The organism is Cupriavidus cauae (assembly GCF_026210475.1).
In the GTDB taxonomy this organism is placed as follows: Bacteria; Pseudomonadota; Gammaproteobacteria; order Burkholderiales; family Burkholderiaceae; genus Cupriavidus; species Cupriavidus cauae.
On record NZ_CP080294.1, the window covers coordinates 625,607 to 643,356 of the forward strand.

The 17,750-nt window shown below is 67.5% G+C and carries 16 protein-coding genes; 7 read left to right on the forward strand and 9 right to left on the reverse strand.

Annotation, left to right across the window (positions count from 1 at the left end; genetic code table 11):
* Nucleotides 1–73 precede the first annotated feature (73 nt).
* Nucleotides 74–1,024: a LysR family transcriptional regulator gene (locus tag KZ686_RS18255; protein ID WP_265634716.1), complete on the reverse strand. Its 951-nt coding sequence runs from the start codon at nucleotides 1,022–1,024 to the stop codon at nucleotides 74–76.
* 121 nt (nucleotides 1,025–1,145) lie between these two features.
* Here KZ686_RS18255 and KZ686_RS18260 point away from each other — a divergent pair, with 121 nt between their 5' ends.
* The 4 genes from KZ686_RS18260 to KZ686_RS18275 all read left to right on the forward strand — a co-directional run bounded on the left by KZ686_RS18260 (nucleotide 1,146) and on the right by KZ686_RS18275 (nucleotide 5,952).
* Entirely contained in the window at nucleotides 1,146–2,270 is a 1,125-nt protein-coding gene (locus KZ686_RS18260) for a muconate/chloromuconate family cycloisomerase (RefSeq protein ID WP_265634718.1), read from the forward strand.
* 153 nt (nucleotides 2,271–2,423) lie between these two features.
* Nucleotides 2,424–3,395, forward strand: a complete 972-nt coding sequence (locus KZ686_RS18265; protein WP_265634720.1) for a tripartite tricarboxylate transporter substrate binding protein — start codon at nucleotides 2,424–2,426, stop codon at nucleotides 3,393–3,395.
* A 203-nt stretch (nucleotides 3,396–3,598) separates the two neighbouring features.
* A complete protein-coding gene (locus KZ686_RS18270) occupies nucleotides 3,599–5,158 on the forward strand; it encodes a methyl-accepting chemotaxis protein (RefSeq protein ID WP_149319562.1) in 1,560 nt (519 codons plus the stop codon).
* A gap of 254 nt (nucleotides 5,159–5,412) precedes the next feature.
* Nucleotides 5,413–5,952 (forward strand): DUF3597 domain-containing protein, encoded by a 540-nt coding sequence (locus KZ686_RS18275; RefSeq protein WP_226109270.1) that lies wholly within the window; start codon nucleotides 5,413–5,415, stop codon nucleotides 5,950–5,952.
* Between the two features lie 69 nt (nucleotides 5,953–6,021).
* Here KZ686_RS18275 and KZ686_RS18280 read toward each other — a convergent pair whose 3' ends face one another.
* The 7 genes from KZ686_RS18280 to KZ686_RS18310 all read right to left on the reverse strand — a co-directional run bounded on the left by KZ686_RS18280 (nucleotide 6,022) and on the right by KZ686_RS18310 (nucleotide 13,655).
* Nucleotides 6,022–7,500 carry a M81 family metallopeptidase gene (locus KZ686_RS18280; RefSeq protein ID WP_265634724.1) on the reverse strand — a complete coding sequence of 493 codons (1,479 nt, stop codon included), beginning with the start codon at nucleotides 7,498–7,500 and terminating at the stop codon, nucleotides 6,022–6,024.
* A gap of 97 nt (nucleotides 7,501–7,597) precedes the next feature.
* Nucleotides 7,598–8,974 carry a Zn-dependent hydrolase gene (locus KZ686_RS18285; RefSeq protein WP_265634726.1) on the reverse strand — a complete coding sequence of 459 codons (1,377 nt, stop codon included), beginning with the start codon at nucleotides 8,972–8,974 and terminating at the stop codon, nucleotides 7,598–7,600.
* A 33-nt stretch (nucleotides 8,975–9,007) separates the two neighbouring features.
* On the reverse strand, nucleotides 9,008–9,709 hold the full coding sequence (locus KZ686_RS18290; protein ID WP_265635282.1) for an ABC transporter ATP-binding protein: 702 nt from the start codon (nucleotides 9,707–9,709) through the stop codon (nucleotides 9,008–9,010).
* A gap of 2 nt (nucleotides 9,710–9,711) precedes the next feature.
* Nucleotides 9,712–10,479, reverse strand: coding sequence for an ABC transporter ATP-binding protein (locus tag KZ686_RS18295; RefSeq protein WP_150082243.1), 768 nt, complete (start codon nucleotides 10,477–10,479; stop codon nucleotides 9,712–9,714).
* Nucleotides 10,476–11,489, reverse strand: coding sequence for a branched-chain amino acid ABC transporter permease (locus KZ686_RS18300; protein WP_265635284.1), 1,014 nt, complete (start codon nucleotides 11,487–11,489; stop codon nucleotides 10,476–10,478). The genes KZ686_RS18295 and KZ686_RS18300 overlap by 4 nt, the downstream gene beginning before the upstream one ends.
* A complete protein-coding gene (locus tag KZ686_RS18305) occupies nucleotides 11,489–12,346 on the reverse strand; it encodes a branched-chain amino acid ABC transporter permease (RefSeq protein ID WP_265634728.1) in 858 nt (285 codons plus the stop codon). The genes KZ686_RS18300 and KZ686_RS18305 overlap by 1 nt, the downstream gene beginning before the upstream one ends.
* A gap of 106 nt (nucleotides 12,347–12,452) precedes the next feature.
* Complete coding sequence (locus KZ686_RS18310; RefSeq protein WP_265634730.1) at nucleotides 12,453–13,655, reverse strand: ABC transporter substrate-binding protein; 1,203 nt, start codon at nucleotides 13,653–13,655, stop codon at nucleotides 12,453–12,455.
* Nucleotides 13,656–13,976: 321 nt separating this feature from the next.
* On the opposite strand from KZ686_RS18310, the gene KZ686_RS18315 reads away from it, so the two are divergent.
* Both KZ686_RS18315 and KZ686_RS18320 read left to right on the forward strand, forming a co-directional pair.
* Nucleotides 13,977–14,816: a FadR/GntR family transcriptional regulator gene (locus tag KZ686_RS18315; RefSeq protein ID WP_149319556.1), complete on the forward strand. Its 840-nt coding sequence runs from the start codon at nucleotides 13,977–13,979 to the stop codon at nucleotides 14,814–14,816.
* Nucleotides 14,817–15,091: 275 nt separating this feature from the next.
* On the forward strand, nucleotides 15,092–15,601 hold the full coding sequence (locus KZ686_RS18320; protein WP_265635286.1) for a MarR family winged helix-turn-helix transcriptional regulator: 510 nt from the start codon (nucleotides 15,092–15,094) through the stop codon (nucleotides 15,599–15,601).
* Nucleotides 15,602–15,779: 178 nt separating this feature from the next.
* On the opposite strand, the gene KZ686_RS18325 is transcribed toward KZ686_RS18320, so the two are convergent.
* Entirely contained in the window at nucleotides 15,780–16,724 is a 945-nt protein-coding gene (locus KZ686_RS18325) for an Rpn family recombination-promoting nuclease/putative transposase (protein ID WP_226109275.1), read from the reverse strand.
* 259 nt (nucleotides 16,725–16,983) lie between these two features.
* Between KZ686_RS18325 and KZ686_RS18330 the strand changes: the two genes are divergently transcribed.
* On the forward strand, nucleotides 16,984–17,712 hold the full coding sequence (locus tag KZ686_RS18330; protein ID WP_226109277.1) for an SDR family oxidoreductase: 729 nt from the start codon (nucleotides 16,984–16,986) through the stop codon (nucleotides 17,710–17,712).
* The last annotated feature ends 38 nt before the right edge of the window (nucleotides 17,713–17,750 follow it).

Below are 17,750 nucleotides of genomic sequence, written 5' to 3' on the forward strand. Positions count from 1 at the left end.
ACGATCGGCGACGGCCCCGATTCAGCCCGAGGTTTCAGCCCGAGGTTTCAGTCCGAGGTTTCAACCCGAGGTTTCAACCCGAGGCTTCCGCCTGCCTCCGCACCCACGCCACCGCCCTCGCCAGGAACGGCGACGCATCGCCCGCGCGATAGCTCATGATCACCGGCGACACGAAGCCCGGCGCGTCGATCGGGCAATAGCGGACATCGTCCCGATGCAACCGCTGCACCGAGGCCGGCACCAGCGTGATGCCGAGCCCCGCGGCGACCAGGCCCAGCGCGGTCTGCAGCTCGTTCGCCTCCTGCACCACGCGCGGCTGCAGCCCCTGGGCGCGGAACAGCGACAGCACGTGGTCCGCATAGCTGGGCCGCGGACGCGCGGGATAGAGAATCAGCCCGCGCCGCGCCAGTTCGGCCGGCGCCATCGGGCCATCGCCATCGCCACCCCCACGGCCATCGCCACCGACGCGGCCACGGCCATCGCCGCCTTCACCTTCACGCGGGGCGGCCCGCGCCGGCAGCGCCGCAACCAGCGGCTCTGCCATCACGACCTGCTGCACGATGGCAGGATCGCTCAGCGCCAGCCGGCCAAAGCCCAGATCGATGCGGCCGGACTTGAGCGCCTCGAGCTGCTGAACCGAGATCATTTCCGTCAGGCCGACCTCGACCTCGCTCTGGTCGGCGCGCAACTCGCGGATCAGGTCCGGCAGCACGCCATAGAGCACCGACGGCACGAAGCCGATGCCGAACCAGCGCTTCTCGTTGCGGCCGATGCGCCGGGTGCCTTCGATCATCTCGTCGAGCCGCTGCGTCAGCTGCAGCGATTGTTCGAGCAGAAAGCGCCCCGCCTCGGTGAGCCGCAGCCCGCGCCCTACACGCTCGAACAGCGGCACGCCCAGTTCGTCTTCGAACTGGCGGATCTGGCGCGACAGCGGCGGCTGGGCGATATGCAGCAGCGCGGCGGCGCGGGTCACGTTCAGCTCGCGCGCGACTGTCTGGAAATAGCGCAGATGGCGCAGTTCCATGGTGGCCTCCTTGGACTTCAATCCATACCTGACAGGTATGGAATCAGACATCTTCGGTCTTGGACAGGCCTCCGGTCAAGCCGCATACTCGACCGCAAACCCTCAATCCAATCCTCCAGGTATGGCAACCACCATCACATCCGTCGACGCGATCCTGGTCGACCTGCCCACCATCCGCGCGCATCAGCTGGCCATGGCGACCATGCAGCAGCAGACGCTGGTCATCGTGCGGCTGCGCGCCAGCGACGGCATCGAAGGCATCGGCGAGGCCACCACGATCGGCGGCCTGTCCTACGGCGAGGAAAGCCCGGAAGGCATCAAGCTGGCCATCGATACCTATCTGGCCCCGGCCTTGATCGGCCAGGACGCCACCAATGTCCATGGCGCGATGGCCCGGCTGAACAAGGTCGCGCGCGGCAACCGCTTCGCCAAGTCGGCGTTGGAAACCGCGCTGCTCGACGCACAGGGCAAGCGGCTCGGCGTGCCGCTCGCCACGCTGCTCGGCGGCGCGGTGCGCGACGCGCTGCCGGTGCTGTGGACGCTGGCCAGCGGCGATACCGCGCGCGATATCGAAGAGGCCGAGCGCCTGCTGGCCGAGCGCCGCCACGACACCTTCAAGCTCAAGATCGGACGCCGTCCGGTGCGCGACGACGTCGCCCATGTCGCCGCGATCAAGCGCGCGCTGGGCGACCGCGCCCGCGTGACCGTCGACGTCAATCAGGCCTGGAACGAGGCGGACGCGGCCAACGGCATCGCGATGCTGGAGGCCGCCGGCATCGACCTGATCGAGCAGCCGATCGCCCGAGAGAATCGTGTCGGGCTGGCGCGGCTGGCGGCGCGCTTCGTGGTGCCGATCATGGCCGACGAAGCGGTGACCGGGCCGGAGGACGCGATGGAACTGGCGCGCCTGGGCGCCGCGGATGTATTCGCGCTGAAGATCGCCAAGTCCGGCGGCATCTTCGGCATGCTGCGCACCGCCGCGGTCGGCGATGCAGCCGGCATCGCGCTCTATGGCGGCACCATGCTCGAAGGCAGCGTCGGCACCATCGCCGCGGCGCACGGCTTCTGCACGCTGCCGCAACTGGCCTGGGGCACCGAGCTGTTCGGGCCGCTGCTGCTCAAGGACGACGTGGTGCTCGAACGTCCCGCATATCGGGACTTCGCGCTGCGCCTGCCGGACGGTCCCGGGCTCGGTCTGGCGCTGGACGAGGACAAGCTCGCACATTACCGGCGCGATTGCGCATAGCATCGACAACAACGACATGATGGCCACATAACGGCCGCACCACGCCCGTGTAAGCGCCGCACCACAGCCGCATCACCGCTGGATAACGCCACCGAGCCGCGCCCAACGCGGGCCGGGCACCCTAGTTTCGAACTTCACGAAGGAACGGAGACAATGAAGTCGCTCACTCTCGCCACCGTGGTCCTCGGCCTCGCCGCGGCCCTCGCCACGCCGGCCGCGCAGGCCGCCTACCCCGAACGTCCGATCCGCTGGATCGTCCCCTTCCCCGCCGCCGGCGCGATGGACAATATCGCCCGCACGCTCGGCGAGGAGATGTCGCAAACGCTGGGCCAATCGATCGTCGTGGAGAACCGCCCGGGGGCCGGCGGCAATATCGGCGCCGAGCTGGTCGCGCGCTCGCCCGCCGACGGCTACACGATGCTGATCGTCGCCAACGGCATGGCGGTCAATCCGGCGCTGTACCGCAAGCTGACCTACGACCCGATCAAGGATTTCGCGCCGGTATCGCTGCTGGCCGTGGTGCCTAACGTGCTGGTCGCCAACAAGGCGAAGACCAGCGCGAAGACCGTGCCGGAGGTGATCGCCAGCGCGAAGAGCCAGCCGGGCAAGTACACCTATGCGTCCGCGGGCAACGGCACCTCGATCCACCTGGCCGGCGAGCTGTTCACGTCGATGGCCGGCGTCGAGCTGCTGCACGTGCCCTACAAGGGCAGCGGTCCGGCGGTCACCGACCTGCTCGGCGGCCAGGTCGACTACATGTTCGACAGCATCACGTCCGCCAAGCCACATATCGATGCCGGCAAGCTGACCGCCATCGCGGTGACCACCAGCAAGCGCTCGGCCACGCTGCCCAACGTGCCGACCGTGGCAGAGGCCGGCCTGCCGGGCTACGAGCTGTCGCCGTGGTTCGCCGCGTTCGTGCCGGCCGGCACGCCCCCAGCCGTGGTGGAGACGCTGCACCGCGCGATGGTCGACGCGCTGCGCAAGCCCGCGGTGCAGAAGCGTCTGGCCGCGATCGGCGCCGAGCCGATCGGCAGCACGCCCGCCGAGCTGAAGCAGCATCTGGCGAAGGAAACCGACAAATGGGGCAAGCTGATCCGCGCGCGGGGCATCCGCGCCGACTGAACACCCTGCGCGGTTTCTCCGTTGCCGAGACGCCCTCTCCTCAAGTTTTTCTACCAACTGCCGTTGTTTGACATCGACCCCCGAAGCAATCGTCAGCGAACGGGCGGCAACACAAGAGCGAAGAGCGAATGCGGACCACGCACGCGGGACTTCCGCGGGCGTGGCGTTGTTCGCCGCGATTCAATGTCCATCAGGTAGAAGAAATGAAAAACTTGGGAATAGGTGCGCGCCTTGGCATCGGCTTTGGCGTGGTATTGCTGCTGTCCACGCTGATGACCGGACTTGGCATCCTTCGGTTGCAGCAGGTCGCGGAGCGCACGCATGACATGATGCAGCAGCCGCTGGCCAAGGAACGGCTGGTCAGCGACTGGTACCGCTACATGCATACCAGCGTGCGCCGGACCACCGCGGTGGCCAAGAGCTCGGACCCGACGCTCGGCGCGTTCTTCGCGAACGAGACCAAGGGCTCGGTCAAGGCGATCGCCGATCTGCGCGACAAGATCGAGCCGCTGCTGAGCACCGACGCCGAGAAGCAGGCGTTCCAGACCATCCTGCGCGTGCGCGAGCCCTACAACGCCTCGCGCGACAAGATCACCAAGCTCAAGCAGGAAGGGCTGACCGACGAAGCGAACACCGTGCTGGAGAAGGAATTCGTGCCGGCTGGCGACGCCTATCTTGCCGAGATCCAGAAGCTGCTCGACATTCAGCGCGCCAGCATCGACGCCACCGCGCGCGATATCAACGCCGTCTACCAGACCGCGCGCAACCGCCTGATCGGCCTGGGCGTGCTGGTGCTCGCCATCGGCATCGCCTTCGCGGTCTGGCTGACGCGCGGCATCACGCGTCCGCTGCATCGCGCGGTCCATATCGCGCGCACGGTCGCCGCCGGCGACCTCAGCGCGCGCATCGACGTCGACAGCAAGGACGAGACCGGCCAGCTTCTGCAGGCGCTCGCCGAGATGAACGGCAACCTGCTGCGCATCGTCAACGAGGTGCGCCTGGGCACCGAGGCCATCGCCACCGGCACCGGCCAGATCGCCGCGGGCAATACCGACCTGTCGCAGCGCACCGAGGAACAGGCCGCGTCGCTGCAGCAGACCGCCTCGAGCATGGAAGAGCTGACCAGCATCGTGCGCCAGAACGCGGACAACGCCAAGCAGGCCAGCCGCCTTGCGGTCGATGCCTCGGACATCGCCGTCAAGGGCGGCACCGTGGTCGGCCAGGTGGTCGACACCATGGACGAGATCCACGGTGCGTCGAAGAAGGTCACCGACATCATCGCGGTGATCGAGAGCATCGCCTTCCAGACCAATATCCTGGCGCTGAACGCCGCGGTGGAAGCCGCGCGCGCCGGCGAACAGGGCCGCGGCTTCGCGGTGGTCGCCGGCGAGGTGCGCAGCCTCGCGCAGCGCAGCGCCACCGCCGCCAAGGAGATCAAGTCGCTGATCGACGATTCGGCCGAGCGCGTCGAGAAGGGCTCGCAGCTGGTGTCGGAAGCCGGTCAGACCATGGAAGAGATCGTCGGCGCGGTCAAGCGCGTGACCGACATCATGGGCGAGATCAGCGCCGCATCCGCCGAGCAGAGCGCCGGCATCGAGCAGGTGAACCAGGCCGTCACGCAGATGGACACCGTGACGCAGCAGAACGCCGCGCTGGTCGAACAGGCCGCCGCCGCGGCCGGCTCTCTGGAAGAGCAGGCGCAACGCCTGAAGCAGGCCGTGTCGACGTTCCGACTCGGTACGGCGCAGATGACACTCGCCTGATCGGTGCAGTGACAAACACGGAACGGGCCGCGATGCGGCCCGTTTTGCTTTGGCGCGCGGCTTTCCCCCCCAAAAAGCGGCAATCCTTGTCAAAAGTACCCGCCTTGCCGAGACCGCCTCACGGCAGCACCGGCCGCCGCGCCGTGGCGCGGATCCTGCGTGGTGGCGTGGCGCAGCCCGGCGTCCGGGCTGCCCCCCTGCACAGCCCAGCACATCCCAGTACTTGGCAGCACATCGCAACCGGAGGATCTGCAATGAGCATCTTTGGCGAAATCCTGAACAGGCTGCGCGGCAAGGCGCGGCCGGAGCCTTCCACGCAGGCGTCCCCGCAGGCATCCACACAGGCCCAGCAGCCGCAGACCGGCACCGCGGGCCAGCCGCAGACCGGCGCTGCCGGTCAGACGCAGGGCGCCGCGCCGCCGGCCACGGCACCGGTGACGGCGGGCACCGGCGGCGGCAACACCACGGCGGGCGGCGCTGCGGCGGGTAGCACTGCGGCCGGAACGGCGACCGGCGCCGCCAGCGCGCCGCTGTCGGAGGTCGATGTCGAGAAGATCCTCGACGACCTGGCGCAGCAGAGCGGCCAGAAACTGAACTGGCGCACGTCCATCGTCGACACCATGAAAGCGCTGGGCATCGACAGCAGCCTGGAGCACCGCAAGGAACTGGCGCGCGAGCTGCAATACAGCGGCGACATGAACGACTCGGCCGCCATGAACGTATGGCTGCACAAGCGCGTGATGAAGGAGCTCGCGGCCAACGGCGGCAAGCTGCCGCCGGAATTGCGCGATTGAAGCCTGCCGCGGCAGATTGAGCGACATGCGGGCCGATGGATCGGCCCGTTCTCCTTTACCGCGAGCGATTTACGGCCAGCGCGTGTCCAGGTCGAGCGGATAGACCGGCCGCGCCACGCGCTGGAACGGGAAGCGCTCGTAGCGCGAGCTGGTCACGCCCTCGCCGTCGCACTCCACCACCGCACGCGCGATCGGCACGAACACCGGCCGGCAGTACATCCGCGATTTCAGCAGCAGGAAACGCGCGCGGTGCGGGTCCACGCCGATATGCGTGAAGATGCCCAGGTCCCAATGCTCCTGCGGCGTCTCGACGATCACGATCTGCGCCGCGCCGATATCGAGCAGCGCGCTGCGCCCCATGCGGATGCGCTGGCCGGTATAGGTGGGTCCGCTGATCACGTATTCGCCATCGCCGAGTGCGGCGACCTTGCCGGTCAGCGGCTTCGATTGCGGATAGACGCCCAGCTGGGTCAGGGCCACCTTGTCGCCGACCGGCAGCGTCACCGTGGCGCCGACACCGGCCGCGACCAGCGCCGCGACCGCCTCGGGGTCGCACACCGGCCCGACCGCGATGCCGCTCAAGCCCTGCGCCAGCGCTTCGTGCAGCACGGCCATGTTGTCGCAGGTGCCGCCTGACATGCAGTTGTCGCCGTGGTCGAGCAACAGCACCGGGCCTTCCCCCGGCGCGTCGGCAAGTTTGGCTGCGTGCGCGATCGACTGCGCCAGCGGCTCGCTGCGATAGACGAAGCCGGCGCGGTCGTCCCAGATCTGCTGGGCAATGCGCTGCGCCACCGCATCGGCGGCGGCCGCATCGCCGTCACCGACCACGATCACGCTGAGGCAAGGGGCCGCGATATCGGCGAGGCCAAAGCCGGCCAGCACGGAGACTCCCAACATGCCTTGCGCTTCCGCTTCCCTGGCGGCCGCCACCGCGCGCTGCATCGCACCCTGATCGGTACGGCTGCACAGCGTATGCGTCAGCAGCGGCAGGCGGCGCCAGGCCACCACCGGCTTCGTGCGGCCCGCGATATGGTCCAGCAGCAACCGGCCCGCGTGATCGCCGGTCTCGTACATGTCGACGTGCGGATAGGTCTTGAAGCTGACCGCCACGTCGACATGGTCGATCAGCTTCTGCGTGATGTTGCCGTGCAGGTCCAGCGCGACCGCGATCGGCGCGTCGGGCAGCACCGCGCGCAGGCGTTCGAGCAGGTCGCCCTCGCCGTCGTCGCTGTTCTCGGCCACCATCGCGCCGTGCAGGTCCAGCATCACCGCATCGCAGCCCGGCGCGGCCGCGACGATCGCGTCGCACAGCGCGGTATAGGCCTGCGCCGCGACGCGCCCGCTGGGATTGGCGCCGGCGATCACCGGCACCACGATCTCGGCGCCGGCCGATTCGGCCAGGTCGATGAAGGCGCCGGCCGCGGTGCGCGTGCCGCGCGCGGCGCGGTAGCCGTCCTCGCCATAGCGCGGATCGAACGACCCCAGCGGCGTGGGCACTGGCGAGAAGGTATTGGTCTCGTGATTGAGGCGGGCGATCAGGATTTTCATCGCGTGGATCCGGTCGGTGCGGTGTGGGTCGGAGGCCGTGTCAGGCGACGCGGTCAGCGCCGTCAGCGTTTCAGCGTCGGCGGCGAGGTCGGCGGCATCAGCGCCGGCGCGCGGCGTCGAGCATCGCGTGCAGCAGCACGTTGGCGCCCGCCTCGAGATGCTCGGGGCGCGCGTCCTCGATCTCGTTATGGCTGATGCCGTCCTTGCAGGGCACGAAGATCATCGCGGTCGGCGCGACGCGGGCCAGATAGACGGCATCGTGGCCGGCGCCGCTGACCACGTCCATCGCCGACAGTCCCTGCTGCGCGGCGCCGTCGCGCACGGCCTGCACCAGCCTTGGCTCGAACGGCTGCGGCGGGAAGTAGACCACCTGCCTGACGTCGATATCGATGCCCGAGCGTTCGGACAGCGCGGTGCAGGCCCGATGCAGGGCCGCGTCCATCGCGGACAGCACGGTGTCGTCCGCCGCGCGCAGGTCCACTGTCATCGTCACGCGGCCGGGAATCACGTTGCGCGAGTCCGGATGGACCGACAGGCAGCCGACCGTGCCGCGCCCGTGCGGCGGGTGATCCAGCGCGATGCGATTGACGATGCCGACCAGTTCGGACGCGGCCAGCAGCGCGTCGCGTCGCAGCGCCATCGGCGTCGGTCCGGCGTGCGCCTCCATGCCGGTCAACACCACGTCGTACCAGCGTTGGCCCAGCGCGCCGGTGACCACGCCGATCACGGTGTCGTTCGCCTCCAGCACCGGCCCCTGCTCGATATGGGCCTCGAAATAGGCCCCGACGGCGCGGCCACCCACGGGCTCGGCGCCTGCATAGCCGATTTCCTTCAGCGCGTCGCCGACGCGGACGCCATCGCGGTCCGTCTGCGCCAGCACATGGTCCAGCGCGAATTCGCCGATGAAGGCGCCGGAGCCCATCATCACCGGCACGAATCGCGAGCCTTCCTCGTTGGTCCACACCGCGACCTCGAGCGGCGCATCGGTGACGATGCCGGCGTCGGCCAGCGTACGCAACACTTCGAGGCCGGCCAGCACGCCATAGTTGCCGTCGAACTTGCCGCCGGTCGGCTGCGTATCGATATGGCTGCCGGTCATCACCGGCGGCAGCGAGTCGTCGCGGCCCGGCCGGCGTGCAAAGATGTTGCCGATCGCATCGACGCGGACCGTGCAGCCGATCGCCTCGGCCTCGGCGACGAAGAAATCGCGGCCCTGCCGGTCGAGATCGGTCAGTGCAAGGCGGCAGACGCCGCCCCTGGGCGTCGCGCCGATCCGCGCCAGCCGCATCAGCGCGTCCCACAGCCGAGCGCCGTCGACGCGCAGCGACGCGGTGCCGGCGTGCGCGGCGCCTCCTTGCACGTTGCCGGCGGGCGCGGTGCCTGCCTGAGGGACGCCGACCTGCGGGTTGCCAATCTGCGTGCTGCTGGCCTGCCGGTTGCCGGCCTTTGTGTTGGTGGTGGTGTCTTCTGCCATGTCCGTCAATTCGCGTCCGCTACATCGTTCGATTCAAGCCGCCAGGCCGACGCCGAGATAGCGGTCCTTGACCGCCTCGTCGGCGATGAATTGCGCATTGGTGCCGGTATAGACCACGGCGCCCTGCTCGATGATCACGTGCCGGTCGGCCAGCTGCGTGCAGACTTCGAGGTTCTGCTCGACCAGCAGGATCGGCACGCCGGCCGCCTTGATCATCGTCAGCTGCGCGACGATCTCCTCGACGATCACCGGCGCCAGCCCTTCCACCGGCTCGTCCAGCATCAGCAGGCGGGGATGGTTCATCAGCGCCCGCGCGATCGCCAGCATCTGCTGCTCGCCGCCGGACAGCTGCGCGCCGCCATTGCGGCGCCGCTCGCGCAGCCGCGGGAAGATCTTGTAGACGTCGTCGAGCTGCCACGGCGAATCGCGCCGGGCGCCCAGCTTCAGGTTCTCCTCGACGGTCAGCAGCTTGAAGACGCCGCGATGCTCCGGCACGAAGCACAGCCCCTGCGCGGCGATGCGATGCGGCGGCATTCCGCCGATCTCGTTGCCGCGAAACAGCACACGGCCGCCGCGCGGCGGCACCACGCCGGCGATCGCCTTCAGCGTGGTCGACTTGCCGGCGCCGTTGCGGCCCAGCAGCGTGACCAGTTCGCCCTCGCCCACCGCGAGCGACACGCCCTGCAGCACGTGGCTCTTGCCGTAGTAGGCATGGATGGCTTGCACATCGAGCATCGTCATCGCTGGCCTCCGGTGATCATGTTGCCGAGATAGGCGGCCCGTACGCGCGGATCGCCGCGCACGCTGTCGGGCGGGCCTTCCATCAGCACCTTGCCCTGCTGCATCACGGTGATGGTGTCGGAGATGTCCATCACGATGTCCATGTTGTGCTCGATCAGCACGACGGTATGGTCCTCGGCCAGTCCGCGGATCAGCCGCTTCATCGCGCCGAGATCGTCGACGCCCATGCCCGAGGTCGGCTCGTCCAGGAAGATCGCGCGCGGCCGCGCGGCCAGCGCCATGCCGACCTCGAGCCGCCGCTGCTGGCCGTGCGACAGCGCACCGGCCACGGCATCGGCGACGCGGGTCAGCTCCAGCCGCTCCAGCACGCGTTCCACGGTGTCCGTACACGCCAGCTCGCCGACCGGCCGCCGCCAGCAGTTCATCGCGCGCCGCGGCTGCGTGCCGAGCGCGGCGAGCCGCAGGTTCTCGCGCACCGGCAGGCTGGGAAACAGGCTGGTGACCTGGAACGAGCGCGCGATGCCGCGCTGCACGCGCTGGTAGTCGGTCTCGCCGGTGACGTCGTGGCCGTCGAAGACGATGCGCCCGCTGGTGACGCTGCGCGTGCCGGTCAGCATATGGAACAGCGTGGTCTTGCCGGCGCCGTTCGGCCCGATTACCGAATGCACGGTGCCCGGCATCACGCGCAGGTCCACGCCGCCGAGCGCCATGAACTTGCCGTACTGCTTGACCACGCCGGTGGCCTCGAGAATCGGGGCGGTCATGCGCGTTCCTCCCCCGTGGTGACGATTTTCGTGGCGGCCTCCGGCTCGGGGCCGATCGCGGCCGGCTCGCGGCGGATGCCGCGCAGCCGCAGCCATATCGTCGTGCCCAGGCCCCACAGGCCGCGCTGCATGAAGAGGCTCACCGCGATCAGCAGGAAGCCCAGCAGCATCAGCCAGCGCGGCCACAGCGTCGACAGCCAGTCGGCCAGCAGCACGTAGAACGCCGCGCCCAGCACCGAGGCGAACACGTTGGCGGTGCCGCCGATCACCGTCATGATCAGGATCATCTCGCTGACGTGGTAGTCGATATTGGCCAGTGGCGCGATGCCGGTCAGCATCGCGTGCAGGCCGCCGGCCAGGCCGGTCACCGCGCCCGAGATCACGAAGGCCAGCAGCTTGAACGCCTTGATGTTGTAGCCGACCGCCAGCGCGCGCTCCTCGTTGTCGCGGATCGCCAGCAGCGTGCGGCCGAACACCGAATCGGTGACGCGCAGCACCAGGAAGAACACCAGCAGGAACAGCACCGCGACGAAGCCGTAGAACTGCCACGGCGAGGCCAGCGAGACCAGCTCGCGGCCGGCGATCGACAGCGCGGGCCGCGGGATGTCGAGCAGGCCGTTGTCGCCGCCGGTCAGCGACGGCACCGAATAGGCCAGGAAGTAGAACATCTGCGAGAACGCCAGCGTCAGCATCACGAAGTAGGTGCCACGCTGCCGGATCGAGAACCAGCCGACCAGCGCCGCCGCGGCCGCACCGATGGCAATCGCCAACGCAAGCGACAGCGGCACCGGCAGCGCGATGCGGGTCAGCGCCAGCCCGAGCGAATAGCTGCCCAGGCCGAAGAAGATGCCCTGGCCGAACGACAGCAGGCCGGTGTAGCCGAGCAGCAGATTGCACGCCATCACCGCCATCGCGTAGATCAGCACCTCGGTCGCCAGCGTGCCGGAGCGCAGCGTCAGCGGCAGCAGCAGCGTGACGGCCAGCGCGAGCCACCAGAATCGATACGCCATCATCCCCTCCCCAGCAGGCCGTGCGGACGCAGCAGCAGCACCGCGGCCATCGCGACATAGATCATCAGCCGCGCGCCCTCGGGCCACAGCGTGCTCATCAGGCTTTGCACCACGCCGACCAGCAGGCCGCCGATCAGCGCGCCGGTGAAGCTGCCCATGCCGCCGACCACCACCACGATGAAGGCCACGCCCAGCGCCTCGACGCCCATGAACGGTTCGGCGCCGCGGATCGGCGCGGCCAGCACGCCGGCGATCGCCGCCGTCGCCGCGCCCAGCGCGAACATCAGGCTGAACAGCCGGAACACGTTGATGCCGAGCAGCGACACCATCTCGGTCGATTCGCTGCCGGCGCGCACCGCGCTGCCCAGCCGCGTGCCCTCCAGCAGCCACCACAGCGCCACCGCCAGCAGCGCGGTGAAGGCGATCACGAACAGCCGGTACTTCGGATAGATGAAGTCGCCCCACATCACCACGCCCTGCAGCGCGTCGGGCGGCGGCACGTCGACACCGAGCGGGCCCCAGCCGACGATGATCAGCTCCTGCACCGCGAGCGCGAGGCCGACCGTCACCAGGATATGGAACTCATGGGGCTGGGCGTAGACGTGGCGCAGCATCACGCGCTCGACCAGCCAGGCAAGCGCGCCGATCACCAGCGGCGCCATCACCAGCGCGGCCCAGAAGTTCATGCCCAGCTGCAGCGCCTGGAAGCACAGATAGGCGCCGAGCGCATAGAAGGCGCCGTGCGCGAAATTGACGAAACGCAGCAGGCCGAAGACGATCGACAGTCCGACGGCCAGCAGGAAATACAGCATGCCGATGCCGATGCCGTTGATGACCTGCAACAGGTAGACGTTCATGAAGCGCTTTTTCGCTTTGGCTATCGCGGTGGCGGGCGCCCTCTCCCGATCAAGGGGAGAGGGTTGGGGAGCGGTCGTCGAGAGGAGACAACGCGGTGGCAGAGGCTTACGCCATCTTGCACTGGGTCTGCTCGGGCGGCAGGAAGGCCTTGCCGACGCTGATCACGTCGGCATAGTCGTCCTTGTCCTTCATCCTGGCCTTGGCCTTGCCCTTGAGCAGGTAGTAGTTCTTCAGCACCTGGTGGTCGGCCGCGCGGATTTCCTCGGGGCCGGTCAGCCCCTCGTACTTGAGCCCTTCCATCGCCGCGATCACGGCCTTCGGATCTGCGCTGCCCGCCTTGACCATCGCGTCCAGCATCAGCTTGGTACAGATATAGGAGCCGGCCAGGCTGTAGTTCGGATTGGACTTGAACGTGGCCTTGCAGCGCTGCACCAGATCGCGGTTCAGCGGCGTATCGACGCCGTGCCAGTACTGCGCGCCGAAATAGACGCCATCGCACAGGTCCGCGCCCAGCGATTCGAACTGCTCGAGCCCCGAGGCCCAGGCCAGCAGGATCGTCGTGTTCTTCTTCATGCCGAAGCTGACCGCCTGGCGCAGCGTGTCGGCCGATTGCGAGCCGAAGTTCAGGATCAGCAGCACGTCGGGCTTGGCCGCGATCGCGTTGGTCAGATAGCCGCTGAATTCCTTCTCGTTGAGCGCGTGGTAGCTGTTGCCCACGTGCTCGATGCCCTTTTCCTTGAAGATGTTCTTCGCGGCGGACAGCAGGCCCTCGCCGAACACGTATTGCGGCGTGATGGTGTACCAGCGCCTGGCCTTGGGCATCGACTCGATCAGCGGCCGCACGGTGCGCTCGATCGCGCCGTAGGTCGGCACCGACCAGCGGAAGGTCGCGCGGTTGCAGTCCTTGCCGGTGATCTCGTCCGCGCCGGCGGTGGTGACGAACACCCCGCCGAACTTCTCGGCCTCCTTGCCCATCGCCAGCGATTCCGACGACAGGATGCCGCCGGCGAAGTAGCGCGCGTTCTTCTGCTGCGCCAGTTCCTGCACCTTGCGCACCGCGGTGGCGGGCTTGCCTTCGGTATCGAGCACGCTGTAGCGCAACGGCTTGCCAAGCACCTTGCCGTACTGCTCGACGATCAGCTTCATGCCGAGGTCGGCGAACTTGCCGTTGGCGGCGAACGGGCCGGACATCGGCACCGGGCAACCGAGTTCGATCGCATCGTCGGCGGCCAGCACGGCACCGGCGCGCAGCAGGGAGGCGGGGACGGCGGCCAGCGCGCCGAGTTTGAGCACGTCACGACGATTCAAAGCTCACTCCTTGGATCTGTGGGGTCCATCGAAAGGGAAGGTCCGGCACGCGACAGGATCGCAACAGCGCTACAGCAAGAATCGAACCCGTTTATTCTATTTATACGTATAAACTGGTTGAAGGCATCATAGGAGCCGGTTTGCGGGACTGTCAATGAAGCGCCGGTCAGGGTTTACCTGCGCCCAGGGACGCGATCCCGATGCGCGATGGCGGTGCCGCGCGCACCGCGACGGACCGCGGCAGGACCGTTGCAGGGCGCCGTGGGCCGGCAAGGCGCATGCCGCACCGGCATGGCGATCAAACGAAAGGAAGGACAATCCATGGTGACGTTCCGCGGCGCGAAGGCGCCGGCTCTGGCGATCCGCAAGCAGAAGCGCGCCGACCTGGTGGCGGAGGAACTGAAGCGCCTGATCACCGAGCGCGATCTGAAGCCCGGCGACAAGCTGCCGCAGGAAATCAAGCTGCAGCAGACCTTCGGCGTCAGCAAGAGCACGATCCGCGAAGCGCTGAAGTCGCTCGAGGTGCAGGGGCTGATCAGCGTCAGCACCGGCCCGGCCGGCGGCGGCACCATCGTCGAGGTGCCGCTGGACCGCACCTTCCAGCTGATGCAGAACTACCTGTTCTTCAAGGACGTCGGCATTGCCGACGTCTATACGGTGCGCCGGCTGCTGGAGCCGGAGCTGGCCGCCGGCGCGGTGCCGCATCTGACCGAGGACGACTTCCGCGCGCTCGAACATACGATCGACCTGTGCGACCCCACCTCGGCCTCGGCGGCGGCGCCGCTGGACCAGCGCCAGGAGGACCTGAGCTTCCACGACATCCTGGCCGCGGCCAATCCGAATCCGATGCTGCGGTTCTGCTGCGAGCTGATCAACGAGATGCTGCGGCAGCTGGTGGTGTTCGGCAACGACACGCCGGCCTGCGAGCACGAGAAGTTCGGCGCATCCAACGTCCGCTTCCACAAGAAGATCGTCGCCGCGGCCCGCGCGCGCGATGCCGAGCAGGTGCGCAAGCTGATGGCCGCGCATATGCAGGACTGCACGCGCCACATCACGCGGATGAACGGGCGCGTGCACGGGCGCCTGGTGCTCGATTCGGAATTGCCGCGCCGTTCGCTGGTGGTACGCCCGCGCGACCGGGAGCCCGAGCAGACGAGCTGAGGCGCCGCGACGCCGCGCCAGGCAGGCGCTTTTTCCTTCCCAAGGGGCACTCAATTCGCGGGGCCCTAATTCTCGGAACCGGCATTCGGTCCGGATGAATGACACTCATGACACGGCCGTGCCGGAGACGGAAAGCGCCGATTGACTCCGCCTCTCCTTTATGGAATGGCGCGCGACTTCAGAATCGCTGCGTTCGTGGCGCGGCTTCCAATCTGCCGCTGCCGATCCCTGTGCGACAATCGCCGCCCATCTCCCCTTCCATCCACGCCGATCCGATGAAGACATCCGCAGAGGTCAGCCGCCAGGATGCCGCCGCAACGCGCGAGGCGGACACGCCCTGGACGGGGCTCGATGACCAGGGAACAGGCCTGACGGTCGACGATTTCCTGACCACGATGCTGAGTCAGCTCGTCAACGCGCTGCGGCGGACCGTGACCCAGCCCTACGCCGAGCAGTTCGAATTGACGGTACCGGAATGGCGATTGCTGGCGCTGCTGGCGCATGCGGGAGAACTGCCATTCGCCGAACTGGTGGTTCAATCGACCTCGGACAAGGCCCTGGTCAGCCGCACGCTCCGGTTGCTGGAGCAGCGCGGGCTAGTGAAACTGTCCACTGCGGGCAATACGCCTCGCAAGAAGCTGTTCTGCAGCATCACGAGAGCGGGCATGGCTCTGCACGATCAAGTGATCCCGCTGGCGCGGCGCCATCAGGCGGCGGTATTGCGGCTGCTGGACACCCGGGAGCGCGAGGCGCTGTATCGCGCGCTGCGCAAACTGCACGCCTAATGCGTAATGGGGCCCGGAGTGGACCCGAATGGCGCGGAAGAAGCCTAGGATGCTGAGCCGCCGGATCGTCAAGGAGTTCGGGATTCCAGCGGATTGATTGAAGAGCCGGAGCCGCCGTGCGGCGGAGCAGAGGGCGGCGCGACTTTGGATGTTGGCCTGTGTGAAAAGCCGTGCGGTGTCACGCTGGATCGTCTTTGAATACGTCGTCCAGCGTTTCGGCGCGAAGCAATCGCGTTGACCAGTTATCGAGCTGCTCCTCCGTTGCGGCCTGAATCCTGGCTACCGCATATTCTGGCAACGTTCCGAAGCGAGTGGCAAGTTGCCGCTGCAGTATCCGGGCCTCGCCCTCCAGCCGTCCGGCCGCCTTATACTCATGCGCCCACACCTTGAAGCTCTGACTTAGTTTCATCTTCATCTCCACAAGATCATTGACCACCGGTACGTCCAGCGTGTTGCCACTACGCCGGCCAATGAGCCCCGGCAACACGTTGAGGAAGATTCGCTGCAGCTCCTCGTCGCCTTTCACGATGTCGGCGAGTTTGTCGATCAACTCGCCGACCTCCTGCTGGGTTTCCGCCTCTTCCAACTGCATCAGCACGGCAACCGGGTTGCGCATCGCGCGAAGCTGATCCTTGCTGATGCGTCCGCTATCCAGCAACAGGTATTTAAGCTTGGGCAAGTGCTCCCCGACAAGGCCGGGCACGTCGGGCAGCATCGCGGCGATATCGGTCGGCGCGTTCCATGGCGTTTCGCCGTTGTACAGCACGATGGGCAGCACCGGCGGAATGCCGCGCCGAGGCTTGACGTATTCCTTGCGGATCAGGCTTTGATAGAGCAGCCCAAGATAGGACATGATCCGCACCGGCATGCCGTAATCGACCGTGCTCTGGAACTCCATCATCAGATAGAGGTAGAGCCATTCGTCGTCGGCGCGGACCCGCCACACGATGTCATTGGCACGCTGCTGCAGATCGTCCGCGACGTAGTGGCAGGCAATGCTTTCCAGCGAGCCGAAATCCAGCCTGCCCAGCCACGGGTCGGCGACGAATCCCGAGACCAGGTTGCGAACCATCGATGGAGAGGAAAACAACTGCTTGTAGCTGGCGTCTTCGAGCTGAACCATGGTTGGAGCCGATAACTGAGGAGTGTCGAGGCCGACAGCATCCTCCGCATGAGCTCTCGATGCTTCACAGAAGGACACGCATTTTGCGTTTCATGCCGCCCGGCGGACCGGCATCGATCAACGCCCGATCGCGCGGCACATCGATGGCTCGCTCGGCAGCATTCGGCGAAATCGCGGACACTGTCTGGCGTTGCGAAGATTCTCAATCGGCTTGCCGCCGGATGACCGGCGAAGCAGCGCCCCATTCGAAGGAGACACCATGAGCCAAAGGAAGGCCATCCTCGTCATCGGTGCCGGCGACGCGACCGGCGGAGCGATCGCGCGGCGCTTTGCGCGCGAGGGCTATATCGCCTGCGTGACCCGGCGCAACGCCGACAAGCTGGCACCGCTGGTCCAGCAGATCGAAGCCGAAGGCGGCATTGCCCATGCCTTTGGCTCGGACGCGCGCAAGGAAGAGGAAATGACCAGCCTGGTGCAGCGGATCGAGGCCGACATCGCGCCGATCGAGGTGGCGGTGTTCAACATCGGCGCGAACGTCCGCTTCGACGTTCTCGACACGACGGCCCGGGTCTACTTCAAGGTCTGGGAGATGGCCTGCTTCGCGGGCTTCCTGATGGGTCGCGAGACGGCGCGCGTGATGGTGCCGCGCAGACGCGGCTCGATTTTCTTCACGGGAGCCACGGCCAGCCTGCGCGGCCGCGCCGGATTCTCGGCGTTTGCCGGCGCCAAGCACGGCCTGCGCGCGCTGGCGCAATCGATGGCGAAGGAGCTGGGGCCGCAGGGCATTCACGTTGCGCACCCGATCATCGACGGCGCCATCGACACCGCCTTTATCCGCGAGAACTTTCCCGAGCGCTATGCGCTGAAGGATCGCGACGGCATCCTGAATCCCGAGCATATCGCCGACGCCTACTGGATGCTGCACCAGCAGCCGCGGGACGCGTGGACGCACGAGCTCGATCTGCGGCCCTGGATCGAGGCGTGGTGATCTGACTGCCGGCAGTCCCGGACCCGGCTCCGGCTCCG